The following is a 20,558-nucleotide window of genomic DNA, read 5'->3' as shown; positions in this document are numbered from 1 at the left end:
CGGTCGGGACGGGTATGCGGGCGCCCGGAGGTGTGGGACATGGCTACTGGTGGGGCTCGTAAGGGAATCTGGATCGCGATTGCGGTGGCGATCATCATCATCGTCATCGTGCTGATCGCGATCGCGTCCGGCGGCGACGGGGGCGGTGACGGCTACTGACGCGAAGATGCCGGTGCGCCGGGGCGTATCCGGCGGTGAGCATCGAACGGGTATATAACAGTCGGCATGGCCGAGCAGACCGGGAGCGCTCCGGGCGCCCAGCGGTTCATTCCGCCCGACGCCGACACCATTGACGACCTGCGCACCGCCGCCGGCGGCTGTCGGGGCTGTGAGCTGTACCGGGACGCCTCGCAGACGGTCTTCGGCCGGGGCGACGAGAGCGCTCGTGTGGTGCTGGTCGGCGAGCAGCCCGGCGACATGGAGGACCAGAAGGGGCTGCCCTTCGTCGGTCCGGCCGGTCGCCTGCTGCGCCGCGCGGTCGACGACGCCGGGCTGGACCCCGGTCACCTCTATCTGACAAATGCCGTAAAGCACTTCCGCTTTGAGCTGCGTGGCAAGCGGCGGATCCACCAGACCCCGGACCAGGCGCACATCACCGCCTGCCGGCCGTGGTTGGTAGCGGAGTTCGCCCGGCTGCGTCCGGAGATCGTGGTGGTGCTCGGCGCGACCGCCGCCAAGGCGCTGCTCGGCCCGTCCTTCCGGGTCACCCGGCAGCGGGGCGAGTTGTTGCCCTGGCCGGAGTCGGCGCAGCACCCCGCGGACTTCGAGCAGGTGCCGGTGGACAACGCCGGAAAGCGGGCCGACGCCCCGCAGGCTCGGCTGCTGGCCACCATCCACCCGTCCGCCGTGCTGCGGGCCGACGACCAGGACAAGGCGTACGAGGGGCTGGTCGCCGACCTCACCGTCGTCACCCGAGCCCTGCCCGGCTGACCGGCGACCGCAAGCCGCCCTGCCCGGAGCGGGCGAAACGCCGCCGGCCCGGCCCGAGCCGGCGAAACGCGGTCGCCCCGTCCCGGGTTGGCGGAAAGTGCCACGCGGGTCGCGCGGCGAGGCGATACCCGCCGGAAACGGCAATGCGTGAACCGCGTAACAGATCCTCTGCAGACTCATGCGAGTCGATCTTGTAGGGGAGGCCGTTATGAGCGATCAGACGCAGTCGATGGTCAGCCGGCGTGGGTTCCTGCGTACTGTCGGAATCAGCGGTGGTGCCGGAGCGATGCTCGCCACCATGGGCGCCATGGGGCTGGCCCCCAGCGCGGCGGCGTCGGTCACCCCGGCCTTCCGGCCGCCGGAGCGGTCCGACTTCACTCTCACCGGACGGTCGGGCGCGAGTGTGGTCGTGCTCGGCGGCGGCATCGCCGGGCTCACCACGGCGTACGAGTTGGGCAAGGCGGGCTACCACTGCACGATCCTGGAGGCGCGGCACCGCGTCGGTGGGCGGAACCTGACCATTCGGGGCGGCGACGTCGAGACCGACCTCGACGGACGCACCCAGCGGGCCAGCTTTTCCGACGGGGTCTACTTCAACGCCGGGCCGGGCCGCATCGCACAGTGGATGGTCACGATGGACTACTGCCGGGAACTGGGCGTACCCATCGAGGTCTTCACCAATCAGAACGCCGACGCCTGGATCTACAACGAGTCCGCAGGGATGACCGAGCCGGTCCGGTACCGCACCGCCAAGGCCGACGTGTACGGCTACGTCTCGGAACTGCTCGCCAAGGCCACCGACCAGGGCGCTCTGGACGCCCGGCTCACCACCGAGGACCGTGACCGGCTGCTGTCGTTCCTGCAGAGCTTCGGCGCGATCGGCGGACGGACCAGCGACTGGGCCTACACCGGGACGAACCGTCGCGGCTACCTCGCCTACCCGGGGGCGGGCAACGACGTGGGGCGCCCACTCGGTACGCCACCGGCACTCTCCGACGTGTTCGCCAGCAACATCGGCCGGTACTTCTCCTTCGAGTTCGGCTACGACCAGGCCATGCTGATGTTCCAGCCGGTCGGCGGGATGGACCAGATCCCCCGAGCCCTGGCCCGCGCGGTGGGCCCGCACCGGATCCGACTCAACGCCGAGGTCACCGGGGTGACCGACCGGGGCAGTCGGGTCGAGGTGACCTACCGGCAGGGCGGTCGGCAGTCGCAGATCACCGCCGACTACTGCGTGGCGGCGCTACCGCCACACCTGATGGCCCGCGTACCGCACAATCTCGGCACGGCGGTGACCGCGGCCCTGGCCGACTTCCCGGTCACCGCCTCCGGAAAGATCGGCCTGGAGTACCGCAGCCGCTGGTGGGAGACCGATCAGCGGATCTACGGCGGTATCACCGAGACCGACCTGGACCTGTCGCACATCTGGTATCCGTCCTACGGCTTCCACGGCAAGCGCGGCCTGGTCGTCGGCTACTACAACACCGGGGCGAACGCCAGGGCGTACAGCGGCCTCACGCCGGAGCAGCGCAGCGAGCGCGCGATCAGCCAGGGTGTGAAGATCCACGGTGACAAGTACCGCAGTGAGCTGGTCACCTCGTACTCCCACGCCTGGGACCGGACTCGCTACATCGAGGGCGCCTGGACGTCTCCCCGGTACGGCACGGCCGGCTACAACCTGCTGCTCCAACCGGCCGGGCGGGTCTACTTCGCCGGGGACTGGCTCAGCCACGAGGTGGCCTGGCAGCACGGCGCGTTCGTCGCGGCGCGTTCGGCGGTCTCCGCGCTGCACCAGCGGGTGATGGCGGGCTGACCGACCCAGCCGTGCGCCGGCCAGATCTTGGACAGTTTCCGTTCGCGCGGAACTATTCAGTCCCATGACATCTGTCAGTGTTGAAGTCTCGATACATGTGTCACTTGGCAGGGGCCTTGGGTGTGCTGGTCCATGGTGCCGGGTATGGCTTCTCGGCGGCGTGTCATGAATCTGCTCGATGCCCAGTTGGCTGCTGGGGTGCGGATCAACGCCGCCGAGTTCGCGCGTGAGCATGGGGTTTCGGTCCGTACCGTTTACCGGCATCAGGCACGGATCAGGGATGAGGGCGAGTGGCATGAGCGGTCCCGGCGGCCGCGTAGCAGTCCGCGGACGACGCCACCGGAGTTGGACGCCTGGATCTGCAAGCTGCGCGTCGAACTCGGCGTGGATAACGGGGCTGACTTCATTCGCGACGCGCTGATCGAGGTGCACGCCGCTACCGGTGCGCCGTGGCGGGTGCCGTCGCGATCGACGATCAACCGGGTCCTGGCCCGGCATGACCTGCTCGAACGGAACCCGGCGAAACGGCCGCGCAGCTCGTTTCGGCGGTTCGTCTACGCCCGGCCCCGCGACTGCTACCAAATTGACGCCACGAACGTCCGGCTCGCCGACGGCAGCCTCGCCGCGGTCTTCGACGTCCTGGACGACTGCACCCGAACCCTCGTCGGCTGTCACGCAACGAGCGCGGAGACCGCCGAAGGCGCGGTCACCGCGATCAGGCAGGCATTCGACGAGTACGGCACCCCGGCGATCGTGTTGTCCGACAACGGGACCGCGTTCACCAGCCGATTGACCCGGCCCGGATCGATCTCCACGTTCGTCCAGTGCCTCTTGGACCACAATGTCCGGCCGATCAACTCCAGCCCCTACCATCCGCAGACCTGCGGCAAGGTCGAACGCCACCACCAAACCCTCAAAAATTGGTTGAGCACCCACCCCGCCCCCGCAACCCGCGCGGAACTGCAGAACCTCCTCGACGTCTACCGCCGCTACTACAACACCCAACGACGCCACAGCGCCCTGCCGCGACGCGCCACCCCCGCCCAGGCATGGACACACGCGCCCAGCCTCGGCGGGCCGGCCAGCCTGCCGATGCAAACCGACGCCACCCTGCACCGCTGCCTCGTGGGCAGCACCGGCGCCATCACCGTCGCCGGACACCGCACCAGCGTCGGCACCACCCACGCCGGCGCCACCATCACCGCCATCCGCGACCAGAGCCGGATCACCATCTACCACCAAGACGGCCAACCCCTCGGCCACTTCCACCTCACCCCCGACCGGACCTACATCAGCCTCACCCGAGCAGCCTGATCAACAACACCTGACACATCTATCGGGACTTCCCCTTGACACATGACTCGGGACAGCACAGTTCGCGCGGAACGGAAACTGTCCAAGATTGACGGTGCGTCGCGGATCGCGTGGGTGGGTAACGGGTGTCGATGGAGGTTGACAACGAGGAGCGTCGTGCGGGTGCGCCCTCTGTGGCCGCCGGGCGCCGCGGGAGAGGGAAGCGGCTCCTCGAGCGGGCGACCGGATTGCAACTCATGGCCGTCTACTGGGTTCCGATGACGGTGTTCATCGCGCTGCCGGTGCGCTGGCTCTTCGACCGACAGGAATCACTGGTCGAAGCCGTGCTGCGCGCCGCTCTGAACACCGTCTGGATCGGCCACTCGATCTATCTGGGGCAGCGCGTTGTGGGCGAGGCCCGGCAGGATCCCGAAGGGCATGCGCTGCGCCGGGCAGTGCGTACCGGCACCGTGCCCGAGGACGCCGCGGCGCGGGCCGCGCTGCCCCGCTACGTGGCAGGGCAGCGGCGCGCCACCTGGGCGGCGCTGCTGGCCATTCTGGGCATCTGCCTCGGGCTGGTCCTGCTCGCTCTGCTCGCCGCCGACAACGAGGGCTTCGCGGTGATCTTCGGCGTGGTCGCCGCCGCCAGTGTGGCCGTCGCCGCGCGCACCCTGACCCGGATCCGTCGGCTGGCATCCCTGCTGGCTGCGCCCAACCCACCGGAAACACCAGGATCGCGTGGGTAGGGCGCCTCGGTCGCCCGCCGTGATCTTGCTGAACACGTCCTTGGCGGCGACCAACAGCGCCGTTCACCCGGGCACACAGGGGTGGGTCGCGCCGGGAGCGACCCCGTTCCGGCAAAACCCACTGCCGCTGGTCGGTGCGGGTGCGCGAGGATGAGTCACCCCCTTCCGACAGGAGCGCCGATGGCGACCGACCTGACCGCGCCGCGTACCGCCGCCCGACCCGACGTCGCGTCGATCCAGCGGCGAACCCTGCGGCTGCTCTTCACCACCCAGATCATCGGCGGGATCGGCGTGACCATCGGCATCGCCGTGGGCGCGCTGCTCGCGGCCCGGATCGCCGGGACCGCGGTGGCCGGTGTCGCGCAGAGCGCCGGGGTGGTCGGTGCCGCGCTGCTCGCCGTCCCGGTCACCCGGATCATGGCGCGGCACGGTCGCCGGCCGGGCCTGGTGCTGGCGTACACGGTCGGTGCCGTCGGCGGCCTGCTGGTGGTGCTGGCCGCGGCCACCCGCTGGGTGCCGCTGCTCTTCGTCGGCATGTTGCTCTTCGGCGGGGGCACCGCCGCGAACCTGCAGGCCCGCTACACGGCGGTGGACCTCGCCGAGCCGGCCCGCCGGGGGCGGCAGCTCTCCCTGATCGTCTGGGCCACCACCATCGGTGCAGTGGCCGCGCCGAACTTCGCCGCGCTGGCCGATCGGGTCACCACCGGCTGGGGGCTGCCCCCGCTGGCCGGCCCGTTCGCGTTCAGCGCGGCGGCGTTCGTGCTGGCTGCCGTCGTACTCCTCGGGTTGCTCCGGCCCGACCCGCTGCTCACCGCGCGGCGGCTCGCGGCCGCCGAGGCGCCGGCAGCCGATCTGCCGTCGGCCGCCGACGCGACGGCGACCGCGGTGGCGGCCGAGGCGCCGGCGGCAGGTGGTGGTGCGACCCCGGCCGCCGCGCCGGTCAAGGAGCGCGCGCCGCGCGGCGCCGGGATGCGTGCGGCCTGGTCGGTGGTACGCGGACAGCCCGCCGCCCGACTCGGCATCGCCGCCGTGGCGGTGGGTCACCTGGTGATGGTGGCGGTGATGGCGATGACTCCGGTCCGGCTCGGTGAGTCGCACGCCGACGCCGACGTGTTGCGGCTGGTCGGCATCGTGCTGAGCCTGCACATCGCCGGCATGTACGCGTTCTCCCCGGTGGTCGGTTGGCTCACCGACCGGCTCGGTCGACGGGCGGTGATCCTCGGTGGGGTCGGGCTGCTGCTGGCCGCCTGCGCGGTCGCCGGCACCGCCGGGCACCACACGCCTCGGCTCTCGGTCGGTCTGGTCCTGCTCGGGTTGGGCTGGTCGGGGACGATGGTGGCCGGCTCGACCCTGCTGTCCGAGTCGGTGTCGGCCGCTGTGCGGCCGAGCGTCCAGGGGCTGTCCGATCTGATCATGGGACTGGCCGGTGCCGGGGCCGCCGTGGTCAGCGGGTTTGTCATGCAGTTCGCCGGTTATCCCGTGCTCACCCTGCTCGCGGCGGTCGCGGCGGCGCCCCTGGTGGCGCTAGCGTTGCGCCCGGTGCCGACCGGGGCACCGGACGAGGAGGGCTGATCACTGTGCGGCTGACCGACTTCTGGACGCGGCTGGACGAGGCGTTCGGGCCCGGCTACGCGGCCAGCATCGCCCGAGATCAGGTGCTGTCCCAGCTCGGCGGGCGGACCATCGAGCAGGCCCTGGCGTCGGGGGAGCAGACGCACGTGGTGTGGCGGGCGGTCTGCGCCGCGTACCCCGACCGAGTGCCCGCTCGACTACGCTGAGCAGCCTTTTCGCCGGTTCCGCGTGTCGCTTGTCGAGTCGTACACCTGTTCGGCTATTGTCCACAGCGGGGTGCTCGTCCACAGCTCGCGGCCCGTCGGCTGGTTTTCTGTCGGACCTAGCGCCTAGCGTGTCCGCGTGACGCGAAGCTCAGCAAAGACGCCGGCGAAGGCAGGGGTGGCAACCATGGCAGCAGGGCCTGACCGGGAGAAGGCACTCGACCTTGCTCTCGCTCAGATTGACAAGCAATTCGGCAAGGGCTCGGTGATGCGGCTGGGTGACCGGCCGGTCGTCCAGACCGCAATCATTCCGACCGGCTCCATCGCGCTCGACGTGGCCCTCGGCATTGGCGGCCTGCCCCGTGGCCGGGTGGTCGAGATCTACGGTCCCGAGTCCAGCGGTAAGACCACTGTGGCACTGCACGCGGTGGCCAACGCCCAGCGCAACGGTGGCATCGCCGCCTTCATCGACGCCGAGCACGCGCTCGACCCGGAGTACGCGAAGGCCCTCGGCGTCGACACCGACGCGATGCTGGTCTCCCAGCCGGACACCGGCGAGCAGGCGCTGGAGATCGCGGACATGCTGATCCGCTCCGGCGCTCTGGACATCATCGTGATCGACTCGGTGGCGGCCCTGGTGCCGCGCGCCGAGATCGAGGGCGAGATGGGCGACAGCCATGTGGGCCTCCAGGCCCGGCTGATGAGCCAGGCGCTGCGGAAGATCACCGGTGTGCTCAGCAACACCGGCACCACGGCGATCTTCATCAACCAGCTGCGGGAAAAGATCGGCGTCATGTTCGGCAGCCCGGAGACCACCACCGGTGGTCGGGCGCTGAAGTTCTACGCCTCGGTCCGGCTCGACGTGCGACGCATCGAGAGCCTCAAGGACGGCACCGACGTGGTCGGTAACCGCACCCGGGTCAAGGTCGTGAAGAACAAGGTCGCCGCGCCGTTCAAGCAGGCCGAGTTCGACATCATGTACGGCAAGGGCATCTCGCGCGAGGGCTCGCTGATCGACGTCGGCGTGGAGCAGGCGATCATCCGCAAGTCCGGAGCGTGGTACACGTACGACGGCGACCAGCTCGGCCAGGGCAAGGAGAAGGCCCGGGAGTTCCTGAAGGAGAACCCGGACGTGGCCGCCGAGATCGAGAAGAAGATCCTGGAGAAGCTCGGCGTCGGGGTCGGCGCGGGTGACGCCGCCGGTGGCCCGGAGCTGCCGCCGGTCGACTTCTGACCGGTCGCTGACCCATGGCAGGACGACGCGCTCGTACGGGGCGGGGCTGGGATGCCAGTCCGCCTCGTACGGGCGACGCCACCGATCCGCCCCGCCCTCGGCGAGGCCGCCGGGGTCGGTCCGAGGAGACCGACACCGTCGAGTCTCCGGCGCCCCCACGCGACGAGTCCGAGGTGGCCCGCGAGATTTGCCTGCGCCAGCTTGCCGTGCGGCCCCGCACCCGGGCCGAGTTGGCCGGGGCGTTGGCCAAGCGGGGCATCTCCGAGGAGGTCTCGGCCGAGGTGCTCGACCGGTACGACGAGGTCGGCATCATCGACGACGCCGCGTTCGCCCGGGCCTGGGTGTCCAGCCGGCACGCCGGGCGCGGCCTCGCTCGCCGGGCGCTCGCCAACGAGCTGCGCCGCAAGGGCGTGGACGGCGAGGTGGCCACCGAGGCGCTGGATGAGCTGGACGAGGAGACCGAGGCGGACACCGCCCGAGGTCTCGTGGAGCGCAAGCTACGCACCGCCCGAGGCGAGCCGGACGCGGTCTTCCGCCGACTGGTGGGCATGTTGGCCCGCAAGGGCTACCCGCCTGGGGTGGCCATCCGGGCGGTGAAGGACGCGCTCGCCGCGCAGAGCGCCGAGGCAGCCGAGTTCGCCGAGCAGATCGACGCCGACGCGCTCGCCGAGGCCGAGGGCGAGTTGGAGCGAGACAACCGTCTGGTCGACTGAGCGCGCGCGATGGGTGTGTCGCCTCGATGCTGAGGGCCGCCCGTCGGGGTGAGCATCGGCGCCCGCCGAGCGACCGGCGCCAAGATCGTGCTCGGTACCGGAAGTCAACACCGGCGTTGCCTCGCCGATCATGGAGTTGTGGTGGGCAACCAAACGCCCGTAAAGCACTAATCCGGGCACCACAACTCCATGATCCTCGACCTCGCGCCGCCCCTGCTCCGCGATCTTGTACTTTCTGTCCCGACATAAGGGGCATTCCACCCATATCGACAACCGAAACTGCAAGATCGGTGCGATCTTCTCGCCCGGCTGCAGCCCTCACGCAACGGTGTTGACTCTCAGGATCGAGCGCGATCTTGAAGTGACGAGCCCGACGAGAGGGCTGGGCGCGAGCGGGGGGTCGCTGGTGTCACAAAGTCGGCTCTTACGCGGGGCGCCGCAGTCTCCGAACAGGCACGACATCCGTATCGAGGCCGTCGGCTCGCCGTGTTTGTCCTTCCGTGTCCGACACGACATCAGCTTTGAGTGACGCCGCAACTTCGCTCCGTTTGGGGGGTTTGATCATGAGTCCTTGACCAGAGCACCCCCGGCGACCTAGCCTCGCCATACAGGCTCACATTGCCCGACCAGCGCAGGCTAAGCGCACAACATAGATCGCGTAACAGAACAGCATCACTTTGGCCGACTCCGCGGCCTTTGGCGGCAGTTCCGGACAGGCCGGTCCGGAACGCTGCGACAACTGCACCCGGTCGCCGACGCTGCCCACGGGCACCGCCGGCGGAGAAAGCTACCCACGGCCAGCCGCTCCGGTCGGGCGTCCACAGCCGCAGGAGTGTGCCCCCGGCACGGTCGCTGCGGTCTCGACGTTAGGGGAGGCGGCCATGGCGGGGCGGCGGCACAGGTTCATCGGTAGACCCGACGGGGTCCCGGCATGAACGCGTTCGACGTCGTGCTCCTCGCGGCCGTCCTCGTCCTCGCGGTGGTGGTGATCGGGGCCGTGCTGGTCGGCATCCGGACCATGCGCCGGATGGGCGCCGCGCCGGCTCCGGAGGATCCCGCCTTCATCGCCGAGAAGGACCGCCAGGAGCAGTCCCTGGCTGCCCTGCGGACCGCGGCCGACGAGGCGAACAGCACGATCGACGTGGCGAAGTCAGCGGCCGCCGCAGCCCGTACCGAAGCGGCGGCGGCGAAGGCCGAGGCGAAGGCGGCCCGCGCCGAGGCGCGGCGGGTCCTCGACGACGCCCGGGCCGAGGCGGACACCGTCCTGGAGCGCGCCCACAAGCAGGCCGAGGCGGACGCCGAACAGTTGCGGACGGCAGCCCGGCGCAGCGGCGAGCGGGAGGTCGCGGTGCTCGCCGCCACCACCCGGGAGCAGGCCGCCGAGGTGGAACGTCGGGCAGCCCGGATGGACGAGCGGGAGCGGATGCACACCGAGGAGGTGGAGCGGTTCGCCGAGCGGGAGCGGCAGCTCACCGCCGCGAAGGCCGCCCTCGCCGCCCGGGAGGCCGCGCTCGCCCAGCGCGAGGCAGAGCTGACCGAGTCGGAGGAACTGCGCCGCCGCGAGCTGGAGCGGGTCGCCGGGCTCACCGCCGACTCCGCGCGACTGGAGCTGATCGAGGCCATCGAGACGCAGGCCAAGCGGGAAGCGGCACTGCTCGTGCGGGACATCGAGTCCGACGCGCGCAACACGGCCGAGCAGCGCGCCCGACACATCGTGGTGGACGCGATCCAGCGGGTCGCCAGCGAGCAGACCGCGGAGAGTGTGGTCAGCGTCCTGCACCTGCCCGGTGACGAGATGAAGGGGCGGATCATCGGCCGGGAGGGGCGCAACATCCGCGCCTTCGAGTCGGTGACCGGCGTCAACCTGATCATCGACGACACCCCCGAGGCGGTGCTGCTCTCCTGCTTCGACCCGGTCCGCCGTGAGGTGGGCCGGGTGACCCTGGAGAAGCTGGTCCTGGACGGCCGCATCCACCCGCACCGGATCGAGGAGGTCTACGACCTGGCCCGGCAGGAGGTCGAGCAGCTCTGCCTGCGCGCCGCCGAGGACGCCCTGGTCGAGGTCGGCATCACCGAGATCCACCCGGAGCTGGTGACCCTGCTTGGCCGGCTGCGCTACCGCACCTCGTACGGGCAGAACGTGCTCAAGCACCTGGTCGAGACCGCCCACATCGCCGGCATCATGGCGGCCGAGCTGCGGCTGGACGTGCCGATCATCAAACGGTCGGCGTTCCTGCACGACATCGGCAAGGCGCTCACCCACGAGGTGGAGGGCAGCCACGCCATCATCGGCGCGGACCTCGCCCGCAAGTACGGCGAGCACGAGGACGTGGTGCACGCCATCGAGGCGCACCACAACGAGGTGCCCCCGCAGACCATCGAGGCCGTGCTGACCCAGGCTTCCGATGCCTGCTCCGGCGGTCGGCCGGGCGCGCGCAGGGAGAGCCTGGAGGCGTACGTCAAGCGGCTGGAGCGGATCGAGGAGATCGCGGCTGGCAAGCTCGGCGTGGACAAGGTCTTCGCCATGCAGGCCGGCCGGGAGATCCGGGTGATGGTCAAGCCGGACGACGTCGACGACATCGGGGCGGCCGTGCTGGCCCGCGACGTGGCCAAGCAGATCGAGGAGGAGCTGACCTACCCGGGTCAGATCAGGGTCACAGTGGTTCGCGAGTCCCGGGTCACCGAGATCGCCCGCTGAGCCGTTTGATCGACTCGGCTTCCTGGAAGTCGGTGGGTCGCACGCGTCGGGACACCGCGATTTCCTGAAAACCGAGTCGATCACCCTCCCGCAGCGTCCGCGCCCGCAGCGGCGCGACACGCACAACCCGCGCAGATGACCGAAGGCCGCCCCGAATTGCTCGGGGCGGCCTTCGGGCCTTCTGGTCGGTGTGGCGTGGCTCAGGCGCCGCCGCCGCCTCCGCCGCCGCCTCCGCCCTCGGCCTGGGAGATCAGGGCCGCGGGCGGCGGGTTCTGCACCGGGGTGTTGGCGGTCTTGCGGCCCCGGGCGAGCCGCCGTTGGACGTACTGGGCGAGCTTGGACAGCGAGTAGTTCACCACGATGAAGAGCACGGCGATCACGACGTAGACCTGGATCGGGTTGCCCAGCACGCCGATGATCTGCTTGCCGATGTTCAGGGTCTCCTCGTAGCTGATGATGAACCCCAGCGAGGTGTCCTTGAGCACCACGACCAGTTGGCTGATCAGGGCCGGCAGCATGATCCGGAAGGACTGCGGCAGCAGGATCATCCGGGTGGTCTGGGACGGGGAGAGCCCGATGGCGGCGGCGGCCTCCGCCTGACCGCCCGGCAGCCCCTCCATGCCGGAGCGGAGGATCTCGCCGATCACCACCGAGTTGTAGATGGTGAGACCGATGACCAGATACCAGAGGTTGTCGAAGTAGAGGCCGAACTCGGGGAAGCCGCGGGCCACGAAGAAGATGGTGATCACGACGGGCAGGCCGCGGAACACCTCGACGCAGACCCGGGTGATCGCCGACAGCAGCGTGCTCAGCCCACGCAGCAGGTAGGCCACCGGCGTTGCCACACCGGTGAACCGGAGCCGGGTCAGGCTCTTGAGCTGGATCCGCAGGAGGGCGAGCAGTGTGCCCAGCACCAGTGAGGAGACGATGGCCAGCGCTGCCGCGATCAGGGTGTTCTTGAAGCCGAGGCCGATCCGGTCCCACACCTGGGAGAAGTTCTCGTTGGAGGGGTCGAGCAGCGGCCCCCACAGCTCCATCGAGAGCTGGCCCTTCTCGTCCAGGGGCTGGTAGATCAGGAAGTAGGCCCCGACGAGCAGGACGACTCCGGCGACGATGCTGCTGATCAGGGTGATCCGCCGTTGCCGCGGCCCGGGGACGTCGTAGAGGACGCTGGTCTGCTGACTCATCGGGCCACCGCCTGTCGCTTCTCGATCCGGTCCAGCAGGGCGCCGAGCGGCACGGTCATGATCAGGTAGCCGATCGAGATGCCGATGGCGACCGGGATGAAGGCGTAGCCCTCGGCTCCGGTGAGCTGGTCGGCCGTGGCCGACAGGTCACCGACGACACCGAAGAAGCCGGCCAGCGCCGAATTCTTGATCATCGCGATGATCACCGAGCCGAGCGGGACGATCGAGGCCTTCCAGGACTGTGGCAGCACCACGTGGCGCAGGTTCTGCCCGAAGGTCAGGCCCAGTGACCGCGCCGCCTCCGCCTGGCCGGCGGGCACCGCGTTGACCCCGGACCGCAGCGCCTCGCAGACGAACGCCGCTGTGTAGAGCACCAGGGCGATCAACGCGAACCGGAAGTACGGCAGGTCGGTGCCGAGCCGCGTGAACAGCGAGTCGAGCACCGGGATGCGGAGGAAGTCCGCGTTGGAGCCGAGTGCCGGTAGGCCGAACGCGGCGAAGAACATCACCACTGTCAGCGGCATGTTGCGGAAGACGTTCACGTAGCCGGTGCCGAGCGCGCGGAGCGGGGGCACCGGTGAGATGCGCAGCACCGCCACGATGGCGCCCAGGACGAGGGCACCGATCGCGGCGAGGATGCAGATCTGGAGGGTGAGCCAGAAACCACCCGCAAAGACGTCGAACTTGTCGATGAGCACGTTCACGGGTCGGTGTTCCTCCCCACCCTCCAGATCGAAGGATCAGATCAGTAGCGGTTGATGGTGGGCGCCGAGCCCAGTTCCGCGCCGAACTTGCCGGCGGTGCTGTCCCAGGCCTTCTTCCAGCTGCCGTCGGCGACCGCCTTGTCCAGCGTGTCGTTGATGAAGCTGCGGAAGTCCGCGTCCTCCTTCTTCACCCCGATGCCGTACGGCTCCTTGGTGAAGTTGCTGCCGGCCAGCTTGAACGACGCCTCGTCCTTGGCGATGTAGCCGAGGAGGATCACGTTGTCAGTGGTGACGGCGTTGACCTGGCCACCCTTGAGGGCGTCCCGGCACTTGTCGTAGGTGTCGAAGAGCACCAGCTGGGTGCCGACGTCCTTGACGTACTGCTTGATCGTCTCGGCCGGGGTGGAGCCGGTCACGGAGCAGACCTTCTTGGTGCCGTCCTTGAACGAGTCAGGGCCGGTGATGGTGGTGTCGTCCTTCTTGACCAGGATGTTCTGGCCGGCCTCGTAGTACGGGCCTGCGAAGGCGATCCGCTCCTTGCGCTTGTCGTTGATCGTGTAGGTGGCGGCGACCAGGTCGACAGTGCCGTTGACGATCACGTCCTCGCGGACCTTCGAGGGGGCCTCGACCCACTCGATCTTGTCCTCGGGGATGCCGAGCTCCTTGACGATGATCTTGGCGATCTCGACGTCGAAGCCCTCCGGCTTGCCGGAGAGGCCCTTCAGGCCGAAGCCGGGCTGGTCGAACTTGGTGCCGACCTTGATCTTCTGGGCCTTGTTCAGCTTCTCCATGGTGGTGCCGGCGGTGAAGGACTTGCTGCCAGCACCGGTGTCCCCGCCGTCGTCGCCACCACAGGCGGTGAGGCCGAGCGCCAGAGCGGCGACCGCGGCGACTGCCGCAACGCGCTTGATACGCATACTCTTCTCCTTCTTCAACGGAGCCCACCGAGTACGGCGCGCTCCACTACGGACGCCTAGTGCGTGAGGATCTTGGAGAGGAAGTCTCGGGCCCGCTCGCTGCGCGGGTTCGCGAAGAACTCCGCCGGTGGGGCGTCCTCGACCAGTTGCCCGTCGGCCATGAAGATGACCCGGTTCGCCGCGTGCCGGGCGAAGCCCATCTCGTGGGTCACCACGACCATTGTCATGCCGTCGCTGGCCAGCGAGGTCATCACGTCGAGCACCTCGCCGACCATCTCCGGGTCCAGGGCGCTGGTCGGCTCGTCGAAGAGCATCGCCTTGGGCTGCATGGCCAGCGCCCGGGCGATGGCCGCCCGCTGCTGCTGGCCACCGGAGAGCTGGGCCGGGAACTTGTCCGCCTGGTTGGCGATGCCGACCCGGTCCAGCAGGGCCAGGCCGCGCTCGCGGGCGGCGGTCGGCTTCTCCTTGCGGACCTTGATCGGGCCGAGGGTGACGTTCTCCAGGATGGTCTTGTGCGCGAAGAGGTTGAACGACTGGAAGACCATGCCCACCTCGCTGCGCAGCTTCGCGAGGGGCTTGCCCTCGGCCGGCAGCGGCTGACCGTCGAAGGTGATGGTGCCCGAGTTGATCGGTTCCAGTCGGTTGATCGTGCGGCACAGCGTCGACTTGCCGGAGCCGGACGGGCCGATCACCACGACCACCTCGCCCCGACCCACCGACAGTGAGACGTCGTCCAGCACGTGCAGCGGCCCGAACCACTTGTTGACCGCGTCCAGCACGATGAGCGGTTCGCCCGTCGTCACGTCGTCCACCGTCCCCTGTCGTCTCCCGGATACGGGGTCGGTTGACCCCCGGTGCGGCCACTGTAGGCGGCCTGATGTGGCAGAACGCAACCCGGCGGGTCACGGAGCGGTAACACCGGTCACGATCGTTCTCGGGCGTCCGATTTCGGTCACCGGATGGGTGGTCGCGGTGGCGATCGTGGCGCCTTGTCGAGATCATGGGGGGATGACCGAACCCGTACGGTTGACCAAGTACGCCCGCGGCGGTGGCTGCGCCTGCAAGATCCCGCCGGGCGAGCTGGAGATCATGGTGGCCGGTCTCGGTCCGGCGACCGGCACCGCCGAGTTGCTGGTCGGGTTGGACCACGGCGACGACGCGGCGGTGGTGCGCCTCGACGAGCGCACCGGTCTGGTCAGCACCGCCGACTTCTTCACGCCGGTGGTCGACGACGCGTACGACTGGGGTCGGATCGCCGCGGCCAACGCGCTCTCCGACGTGTACGCGATGGGCGGCACCCCGCTGGTGGCGCTCAACCTGCTCTGCTGGCCGCGCGACGTGCTCCCGCTCGAGTTGGCCCGTGAGGTGCTGCGCGGCGGTCAGGACGTGGCGCGGGAGGCCGGCTGTCACCTGGCCGGCGGGCACAGCGTGGACGACGACGGCCCGAAGTACGGTCTCGCGGTCACCGGCACGGTCCGGCCGGAGGAGCTGATCACCCTCGACGCCGGGCGGGCCGGGGTGCCGTTGTCGCTGACCAAGCCGCTCGGGGTGGGCGTGCTGAACACCCGGCACAAGGCGACCGGTGAGAGCTTCCCGGAGGCGGTGGCCACGATGAGCGCGCTCAACCGGGACGCCGCCCGCGCGGCGGTCGCCGCCGGCATCCGGTGCGGCACCGACGTGACCGGGTTCGGGCTGCTCGGGCACGCCTCGAAGCTGGCGCGGGCCAGCCAGGTCACTGTGGCCATCGACACCGCCCGGGTGCCCTACCTGGCCGGCGCGCGCGAGGCGCTGCGCGACGGGTTCGTCAGCGGCGGTAGCCGGCGCAATCTGGACTGGGTGACCCCGTGGACCGACTTCGGCGTGGCGGACGAGGCGGAGCGGCTGCTGCTGGCCGACGCGCAGACCTCCGGTGGCCTGCTGGTCGCCGGCGAGGTGCCGGGCGCTCCGGTGGTGGGCGAGCTGCTGCCCCGGGGGGAGCACCGGGTCGTCCTGCGCTGAAGGGGGGCGGTGGACCTGCGGGAGGACACGCGGTGGCGGTGGTGCGGAGGGCGCACCATACCCGATAAACTGTCACCTTCCCGCTACTCCGAGCAATGCTGCTCAGGGAAATTTTGCCCGGAATGGTCACAGACCGGTAACTTGCCCCCGGCTGGGGTCAAATGCCCCCCACCATCGTGTGTAAGGCCCGATCCGGAGGCCGGTGGGGACGAACGCAGCGAGGAGGCGGAATGACCGAGCTGTGGAACTGGAGAATCGACGGGGCTCAACCCGTGGAGGTCTACCCGGCGCTGGCCGAGGCGCTTGGTCGGGTGGTGATGCCGTTGGCGGCGGCCGACCCGGCGCGGCTGCCGGCGTACGCGGTGGTGTGTGACGTCTGGCAGGCGCCGGGCGAATTCGCGACGGTGGTGGACTGCTACGGGGTGCCCGAGCAGCTCTCCGAGCACGCGAGCATCGCCGCACTGGCCCGATTGCTGGGCCGCAACTGCCTGTTGCGCGACGACACGCTCGACGCGGGCCGGCACCTGCTCGTCGCCCCGGACGGCACTGTCCGTCCGGTGCACTTCGACGTGCGGGACACCGACGACGGTGAGGTGCTCAGCAGGCTGCGGCTCTGCTCGCTGGGCGACCCGGGTTGTCGGGGCTGGTCGCAGTGCCACCGCTCACGCTGGGCGCCGGACACCGTCGCCCCAGCGCTCGCCGCGGCCTGACCCTCTTCAGGGTCAGGCCCGGCCGGGTGCCGAGCCGGTGAGCGGCGGTCAGCTGGCGGCGGTGGCCGACCGGTCCGGGGTGCCCGATCCGGCACCCCGCACCACCAGTTGGTCGAGCAGGGTGCGCGTCGCCTCGGCCACGGCGGCCACCGCGGCGTCGAACGCGGCGGCGTTGTGCGCGGCGGGCGCCCGGAAACCAGAGATCTTCCGGACGTACTGCAACGCCGCCGCCTCGACGTCCGCGTCGGTCACCTGCGGGGTGAACGGTTCACGCAGCGTCTTGATGCTCCGGCACATGTCAGCTCCTCCTCGGTCCAGCGCGGTCTACCACTCGCCGTGCCGGCTATGGTACCGACGGTGACACTGGGTCGATATTTGTCTATCCTGGTCACGGACCAGAGCCGTTCGAGCCACAGCCGCCGCTCGCGCTCCCAGCGCCCCGGGCCCCCGGAGACTCATTGTGGACCATGCCCCCGCCCGCACATCCCGTCCCGACCTAGACAATCTCACCCGTAGCCTGCACACCCCGCTGGACCGGATCCCCGTCGAGCACGCCGATCTGATCGAGGCGGTGCGCAGGCGCGTCGTCACGAACGACTCCGTGCCGTCCGGCACCGTGGCCGTCGCCGCCTTCAACTCGTCCATCTGAGCGATGGCCTGCCGGTGCGGTGCACCCGGAGTGGGCGGATCCTGCCGGCGGATCAGTCAGTTCGTGCTGAAGGTGCACAGCCGGTGTGACCTCAGCTGCGACCACTGCTACGTCTACCAGCACGCCGACCAGACCTGGCGTGGCCGCCCGGCGCGGATGCCGCCGGCCACGGTCCAGGCCGCCGCACGGCGGATCGCCGAACACGCCCGCGAGCACGGCCTGCCGGTCGTGCACGTGGTGCTGCACGGGGGTGAGCCGCTGCTGCTGGGCGCCGCCGGGTTGCGGGAGGTGCTGGCCGAGCTGCGCACGACGATCACCCAGTGGGCGCGGCTCGACCTGCGCATGCAGACCAACGGCGTACTGCTCGACGAGGAGCTGTGCCGGCTCTTCGTCGAGTACGACGTGCGGGTCGGGGTCTCCTTCGACGGCGACCGCGCCGCCAACGACCGCCACCGGGTCTTCGCCCACGGCGGCAGCAGCCACGACCAGGTCCGGCGGGCGCTGGCTCTGCTCCGGCGACCGGAGCACCGCTCCAGCTACGCCGGCATCCTCTGCACCATCGACGTCCGCAACGACCCGGACCGGGTGTACGAGGCACTGCTGGCCGAGAGCCCGCCCCGCGTCGACCTGCTGCTGCCCCACGCCACCTGGGACCACCCCCCGCAGCGCCCCGGCGCGGACCCCACCCCGTACGCGGACTGGCTGGGGCGGATCCACCGGCGGTGGGTGGACGACGGGCGGCCCATGTCGATCCGGATGTTCGAGGCGCTGCGCCCGGGCGGCGGTGGTACCGAGGCGTTCGGCCTCGCGCCGGCCGACGTGCTGGTCATCGAGGCGGACGGCAGTTGGGAGCAGGTCGACTCGCTGAAGACCGCGTACCACGGTGCGGCCGGCACCGGGTTCGACGTGTTCGACCACCCGGTGGACGAGGTCGCGCGGCACCCCGGGGTCGCCGTCCGGCAGGACGGCGTGGACGGGCTCTGCGCGACCTGCCGGTCCTGCCCGGTGGTCGACCGGTGCGGCGGTGGCCTGTACGCCCACCGCTGGCGCACCGGGTCGGGCTTCGACAACCCCTCGGTGTACTGCGCCGACCTGCTCCGCCTGATCGACACAGTGGACGCCCACCCGCCGCCCACACCGCCCGCGTCGGGCGAATGGTCCGCCACCTTGCCGGTCGACGAGTTGCTGGACGACCTGGCGACCGGGCACGGGTCGACGTCGACGCTCGCGCTGCTCGCCGCCACCCAGCTCTCCATCACCCGGGCGCTGCTGGCGGCCTGCCGGGACCGGTCCGGCACCAGCGCCGCCTGGGAGCTTCTCGTCCACCTCGACCAGGCGGCGCCGGAGGCGGTTCGGGCGGTCCTGGCGCACCCGTTCGTCCGGCCCGCGCTGGTGCACCGCCTCGACCCGTCGGCCCCGCCCGGTCTCGGCGCGGCGGTCGACCCACTGCCGGCCCTCGCCATCGCGGCGGCGCTGCGGGCCGGCGTCCCGGCCGCGATGCCCGTCCCGGTGCGGGCCGACACGATCACGTTGCCCACGCTCGGCAGCCTGGTGCTGCCCGGCCTGGGGGAGAGCGCCGAGGTGACCGTCCGGCCCGGCGAGGTCCAGATCCGGGGCGGGTCGGTCGCGCAAACGGTGCTCCTCGATCCGCTGGCGTCGTCGTCGACCGGCTGGCTTCCGACCCGCGACGTGCCGGTGCCCGGTGGCCGGTTGCTTTTGGAGGACGGCGACCCGTACCGCGACTGCTACGGCCAGCCGGTGGAATCCCGTCTGGAGGTGCCGGCGGCGCGGGCGTTGGGCCGTACCCTGGCGGAGGCCTGGCAGGTCGTGCACCGGGACGTGCCGGCGCACGCGGCGGCGCTCGACGGCGGTCTGCGTGCCGTCGTCCCGTTGGCGCCCGACCCGGCGCGACCCCTGCGGAGCGCGACCGCCCGGCACGCGTTCGGCGCGGTCGCCGTCACCCCGCATCCCGACCCGGAGACCATGGCGGTGCTGCTCGTGCACGAGTGGCAGCACGCGAAGCTGGGTGCGGTGCTCGACCTGTACGACCTGGTCGAACCCGGGCAGGAAGGCCGGATCCGGGTGCCCTGGCGCCCCGACCCGCGGCCACCGGAGGGCGTGCTCCAGGGGGTGTACGCCCACCTCGCCGTAACCCAGGTCTGGCAGTCCCGGGCGGCCACCGACCAGCGGGACGCGTCGGCGCACGCGGCCCACTTCCTGGCCTGGACCCGGGACGGCGTCGACGCGCTGCTGGCCAGCCGGTCGCTCACCGCGGCGGGTGAGCGGTTCGTCGGCCAGCTGCGCCACGCCCTGGAGGAGACCCGTGTCGGGTCCAGATGAGCACCCACTGCCCAGACTGGGCCGCCCCCGCCTCGCCGACGACCTGCGGGCGCTGGGCGTACGCCCGGGGGTGTGCCTGCTGGTGCACTGTGGCCTCCGTCGGGTCGGCCCGCTGGAGCACGGCCCGGCGACCCTCGCCGGCGCGCTGCGCGACGTCCTCGGCCCGGCCGGCACGCTGCTGGTGCCCACCCAGACCGATGGCAACTCGACCACCTCCCGAGCCCACCTGGCAGCCACCGCCGGCATGGACCAGGCGCAGCGCGAACGGTACGAGGCGGCGCTGCCTGGCTGGGACCGCCGGACCACCCCCTCCCAGCGGATGGGTGCGCTCGCCGAGTACGTCCGGTGCACCCCCGGTGCCGTGCGCAGTGACCATCCACAGACCTCCTTCGCCGCGCTGGGCCCTCGGGCCCGGCAGCTCACCGACGGCCATGACCTCACCTGCCACCTGGGAGAACGCTCACCGGTTGGCGGCCTCTACGCGGCGGACGGGCAGATCCTGCTGCTCGGCCTCGGCTACGAGGCGTGCAGCGCCCTGCACCTGGCCGAGTACCGGCTGCCGGTGCCGTTGCCCGAGCGCGAATACCACTGCTTCCGGCTCGTCGACGGGCGGCGGGTCCGCCTCGACTTCCGGGCGCTCGACCTGGACGACCGGGACTTCCCGATGGTCGGGGCCGCGCTGGACGAGACGCCGTTGGTGCGCCGCGGTCGGGTGGGGCGGGCCACCGCCCGGCTGCTGCCGGCGCGGGCCGCTGTCGACTTCGCGACTGGTTGGTTCGCCACGAACCGGTTGGCGGCGCGGCGTTGACGCGGGGACTACGCTGATGTTCCGGCCGCGTGGGGAGGGCGGA

General features: G+C 70.7%; 19 protein-coding genes. 14 read left to right on the top strand and 5 right to left on the bottom strand.

Annotated features, from left to right (window positions below; genetic code table 11):
- The first annotated feature begins 225 nt into the window (after positions 1-225).
- From OH804_RS20470 to rny, 9 genes are all read left to right on the top strand, one after another.
- Positions 226-930: a UdgX family uracil-DNA binding protein gene (locus tag OH804_RS20470; RefSeq protein WP_196921640.1), complete on the top strand. Its 705-nt coding sequence runs from the start codon at positions 226-228 to the stop codon at positions 928-930.
- A gap of 208 nt (positions 931-1,138) precedes the next feature.
- Positions 1,139-2,743 carry an FAD-dependent oxidoreductase gene (locus OH804_RS20465; protein WP_406058876.1) on the top strand — a complete coding sequence of 535 codons (1,605 nt, stop codon included), beginning with the start codon at positions 1,139-1,141 and terminating at the stop codon, positions 2,741-2,743.
- Positions 2,744-2,908: 165 nt separating this feature from the next.
- Entirely contained in the window at positions 2,909-4,057 is a 1,149-nt protein-coding gene (locus OH804_RS20460; protein ID WP_406058874.1) for a DDE-type integrase/transposase/recombinase, read from the top strand.
- A gap of 257 nt (positions 4,058-4,314) precedes the next feature.
- A complete protein-coding gene (locus tag OH804_RS20455; RefSeq protein WP_406058872.1) occupies positions 4,315-4,782 on the top strand; it encodes a hypothetical protein in 468 nt (155 codons plus the stop codon).
- A gap of 180 nt (positions 4,783-4,962) precedes the next feature.
- Positions 4,963-6,354, top strand: coding sequence for an MFS transporter (locus tag OH804_RS20450; RefSeq protein WP_406058870.1), 1,392 nt, complete (start codon positions 4,963-4,965; stop codon positions 6,352-6,354).
- A gap of 5 nt (positions 6,355-6,359) precedes the next feature.
- On the top strand, positions 6,360-6,560 hold the full coding sequence (locus tag OH804_RS20445; protein ID WP_030489422.1) for a DUF3046 domain-containing protein: 201 nt from the start codon (positions 6,360-6,362) through the stop codon (positions 6,558-6,560).
- A gap of 184 nt (positions 6,561-6,744) precedes the next feature.
- Positions 6,745-7,791 (top strand): recombinase RecA, encoded by a 1,047-nt coding sequence (gene recA / locus OH804_RS20440; RefSeq protein WP_007456801.1) that lies wholly within the window; start codon positions 6,745-6,747, stop codon positions 7,789-7,791.
- Positions 7,792-7,805: 14 nt separating this feature from the next.
- The gene (locus OH804_RS20435) at positions 7,806-8,504 is read left to right on the top strand and encodes a regulatory protein RecX (RefSeq protein ID WP_406058867.1); all 699 of its coding nucleotides are present in this window, start codon (positions 7,806-7,808) and stop codon (positions 8,502-8,504) included.
- A 931-nt stretch (positions 8,505-9,435) separates the two neighbouring features.
- Positions 9,436-11,202 carry a ribonuclease Y gene (gene rny / locus OH804_RS20430; protein ID WP_196921645.1) on the top strand — a complete coding sequence of 589 codons (1,767 nt, stop codon included), beginning with the start codon at positions 9,436-9,438 and terminating at the stop codon, positions 11,200-11,202.
- Between the two features lie 200 nt (positions 11,203-11,402).
- Here rny and OH804_RS20425 read toward each other — a convergent pair whose 3' ends face one another.
- The 4 genes from OH804_RS20425 to OH804_RS20410 are packed head-to-tail and all read right to left on the bottom strand — an operon-like array spanning position 11,403 to position 14,822.
- A complete protein-coding gene (locus tag OH804_RS20425) occupies positions 11,403-12,389 on the bottom strand; it encodes an amino acid ABC transporter permease (protein ID WP_406058864.1) in 987 nt (328 codons plus the stop codon).
- Positions 12,386-13,093, bottom strand: a complete 708-nt coding sequence (locus OH804_RS20420; RefSeq protein WP_196921647.1) for an amino acid ABC transporter permease — start codon at positions 13,091-13,093, stop codon at positions 12,386-12,388. The genes OH804_RS20425 and OH804_RS20420 overlap by 4 nt, the downstream gene beginning before the upstream one ends.
- Before the next feature lie 41 nt (positions 13,094-13,134).
- Positions 13,135-14,010: a glutamate ABC transporter substrate-binding protein gene (locus tag OH804_RS20415; protein WP_238660653.1), complete on the bottom strand. Its 876-nt coding sequence runs from the start codon at positions 14,008-14,010 to the stop codon at positions 13,135-13,137.
- Between the two features lie 56 nt (positions 14,011-14,066).
- Complete coding sequence (locus tag OH804_RS20410; protein ID WP_088946762.1) at positions 14,067-14,822, bottom strand: amino acid ABC transporter ATP-binding protein; 756 nt, start codon at positions 14,820-14,822, stop codon at positions 14,067-14,069.
- Between the two features lie 196 nt (positions 14,823-15,018).
- Here OH804_RS20410 and selD point away from each other — a divergent pair, with 196 nt between their 5' ends.
- Together selD and OH804_RS20400 are read left to right on the top strand one after the other, a co-directional pair.
- A complete protein-coding gene (selD, locus tag OH804_RS20405) occupies positions 15,019-16,008 on the top strand; it encodes a selenide, water dikinase SelD (RefSeq protein WP_196921649.1) in 990 nt (329 codons plus the stop codon).
- A gap of 230 nt (positions 16,009-16,238) precedes the next feature.
- Positions 16,239-16,718 carry a hypothetical protein gene (locus tag OH804_RS20400; RefSeq protein WP_238660656.1) on the top strand — a complete coding sequence of 160 codons (480 nt, stop codon included), beginning with the start codon at positions 16,239-16,241 and terminating at the stop codon, positions 16,716-16,718.
- Positions 16,719-16,766: 48 nt separating this feature from the next.
- On the opposite strand, the gene OH804_RS20395 is transcribed toward OH804_RS20400, so the two are convergent.
- A complete protein-coding gene (locus OH804_RS20395) occupies positions 16,767-17,015 on the bottom strand; it encodes a DUF2277 family protein (RefSeq protein WP_196921651.1) in 249 nt (82 codons plus the stop codon).
- Positions 17,016-17,178: 163 nt separating this feature from the next.
- Between OH804_RS20395 and OH804_RS20390 the strand changes: the two genes are divergently transcribed.
- From OH804_RS20390 to OH804_RS20380, 3 genes are all read left to right on the top strand, one after another.
- Positions 17,179-17,367: a hypothetical protein gene (locus OH804_RS20390; RefSeq protein ID WP_196921652.1), complete on the top strand. Its 189-nt coding sequence runs from the start codon at positions 17,179-17,181 to the stop codon at positions 17,365-17,367.
- A 63-nt stretch (positions 17,368-17,430) separates the two neighbouring features.
- Positions 17,431-19,707, top strand: a complete 2,277-nt coding sequence (locus OH804_RS20385) for an FxsB family cyclophane-forming radical SAM/SPASM peptide maturase (RefSeq protein WP_406058859.1) — start codon at positions 17,431-17,433, stop codon at positions 19,705-19,707.
- Positions 19,691-20,515, top strand: a complete 825-nt coding sequence (locus tag OH804_RS20380) for an aminoglycoside N(3)-acetyltransferase (RefSeq protein WP_406058857.1) — start codon at positions 19,691-19,693, stop codon at positions 20,513-20,515. The genes OH804_RS20385 and OH804_RS20380 overlap by 17 nt, the downstream gene beginning before the upstream one ends.
- The last annotated feature ends 43 nt before the right edge of the window (positions 20,516-20,558 follow it).

The sequence above is a fragment of the Micromonospora sp. NBC_00860 genome (assembly GCF_045207375.1).
Lineage (GTDB): Bacteria > Actinomycetota > Actinomycetes > Mycobacteriales > Micromonosporaceae > Micromonospora > Micromonospora vinacea.
This window is presented reverse-complemented; position numbering and strand designations above follow the sequence as displayed.

Coding starts and splice junctions, on each gene's coding strand:
- OH804_RS20470 (WP_196921640.1), top strand. CDS start 226: ATGGCCGAGCAGACCGGGAGCGCTCCGGGCGCCCAGCGGTTCATTCCG.
- OH804_RS20465 (WP_406058876.1), top strand. CDS start 1,139: ATGAGCGATCAGACGCAGTCGATGGTCAGCCGGCGTGGGTTCCTGCGT.
- OH804_RS20460 (WP_406058874.1), top strand. CDS start 2,909: ATGAATCTGCTCGATGCCCAGTTGGCTGCTGGGGTGCGGATCAACGCC.
- OH804_RS20455 (WP_406058872.1), top strand. CDS start 4,315: ATGACGGTGTTCATCGCGCTGCCGGTGCGCTGGCTCTTCGACCGACAG.
- OH804_RS20450 (WP_406058870.1), top strand. CDS start 4,963: ATGGCGACCGACCTGACCGCGCCGCGTACCGCCGCCCGACCCGACGTC.
- recA (WP_007456801.1), top strand. CDS start 6,745: ATGGCAGCAGGGCCTGACCGGGAGAAGGCACTCGACCTTGCTCTCGCT.
- OH804_RS20435 (WP_406058867.1), top strand. CDS start 7,806: ATGGCAGGACGACGCGCTCGTACGGGGCGGGGCTGGGATGCCAGTCCG.
- rny (WP_196921645.1), top strand. CDS start 9,436: ATGAACGCGTTCGACGTCGTGCTCCTCGCGGCCGTCCTCGTCCTCGCG.
- OH804_RS20425 (WP_406058864.1), bottom strand. CDS start 12,389: ATGAGTCAGCAGACCAGCGTCCTCTACGACGTCCCCGGGCCGCGGCAA.
- OH804_RS20415 (WP_238660653.1), bottom strand. CDS start 14,010: ATGCGTATCAAGCGCGTTGCGGCAGTCGCCGCGGTCGCCGCTCTGGCG.
- selD (WP_196921649.1), top strand. CDS start 15,019: ATGACCGAACCCGTACGGTTGACCAAGTACGCCCGCGGCGGTGGCTGC.
- OH804_RS20400 (WP_238660656.1), top strand. CDS start 16,239: ATGACCGAGCTGTGGAACTGGAGAATCGACGGGGCTCAACCCGTGGAG.
- OH804_RS20395 (WP_196921651.1), bottom strand. CDS start 17,015: ATGTGCCGGAGCATCAAGACGCTGCGTGAACCGTTCACCCCGCAGGTG.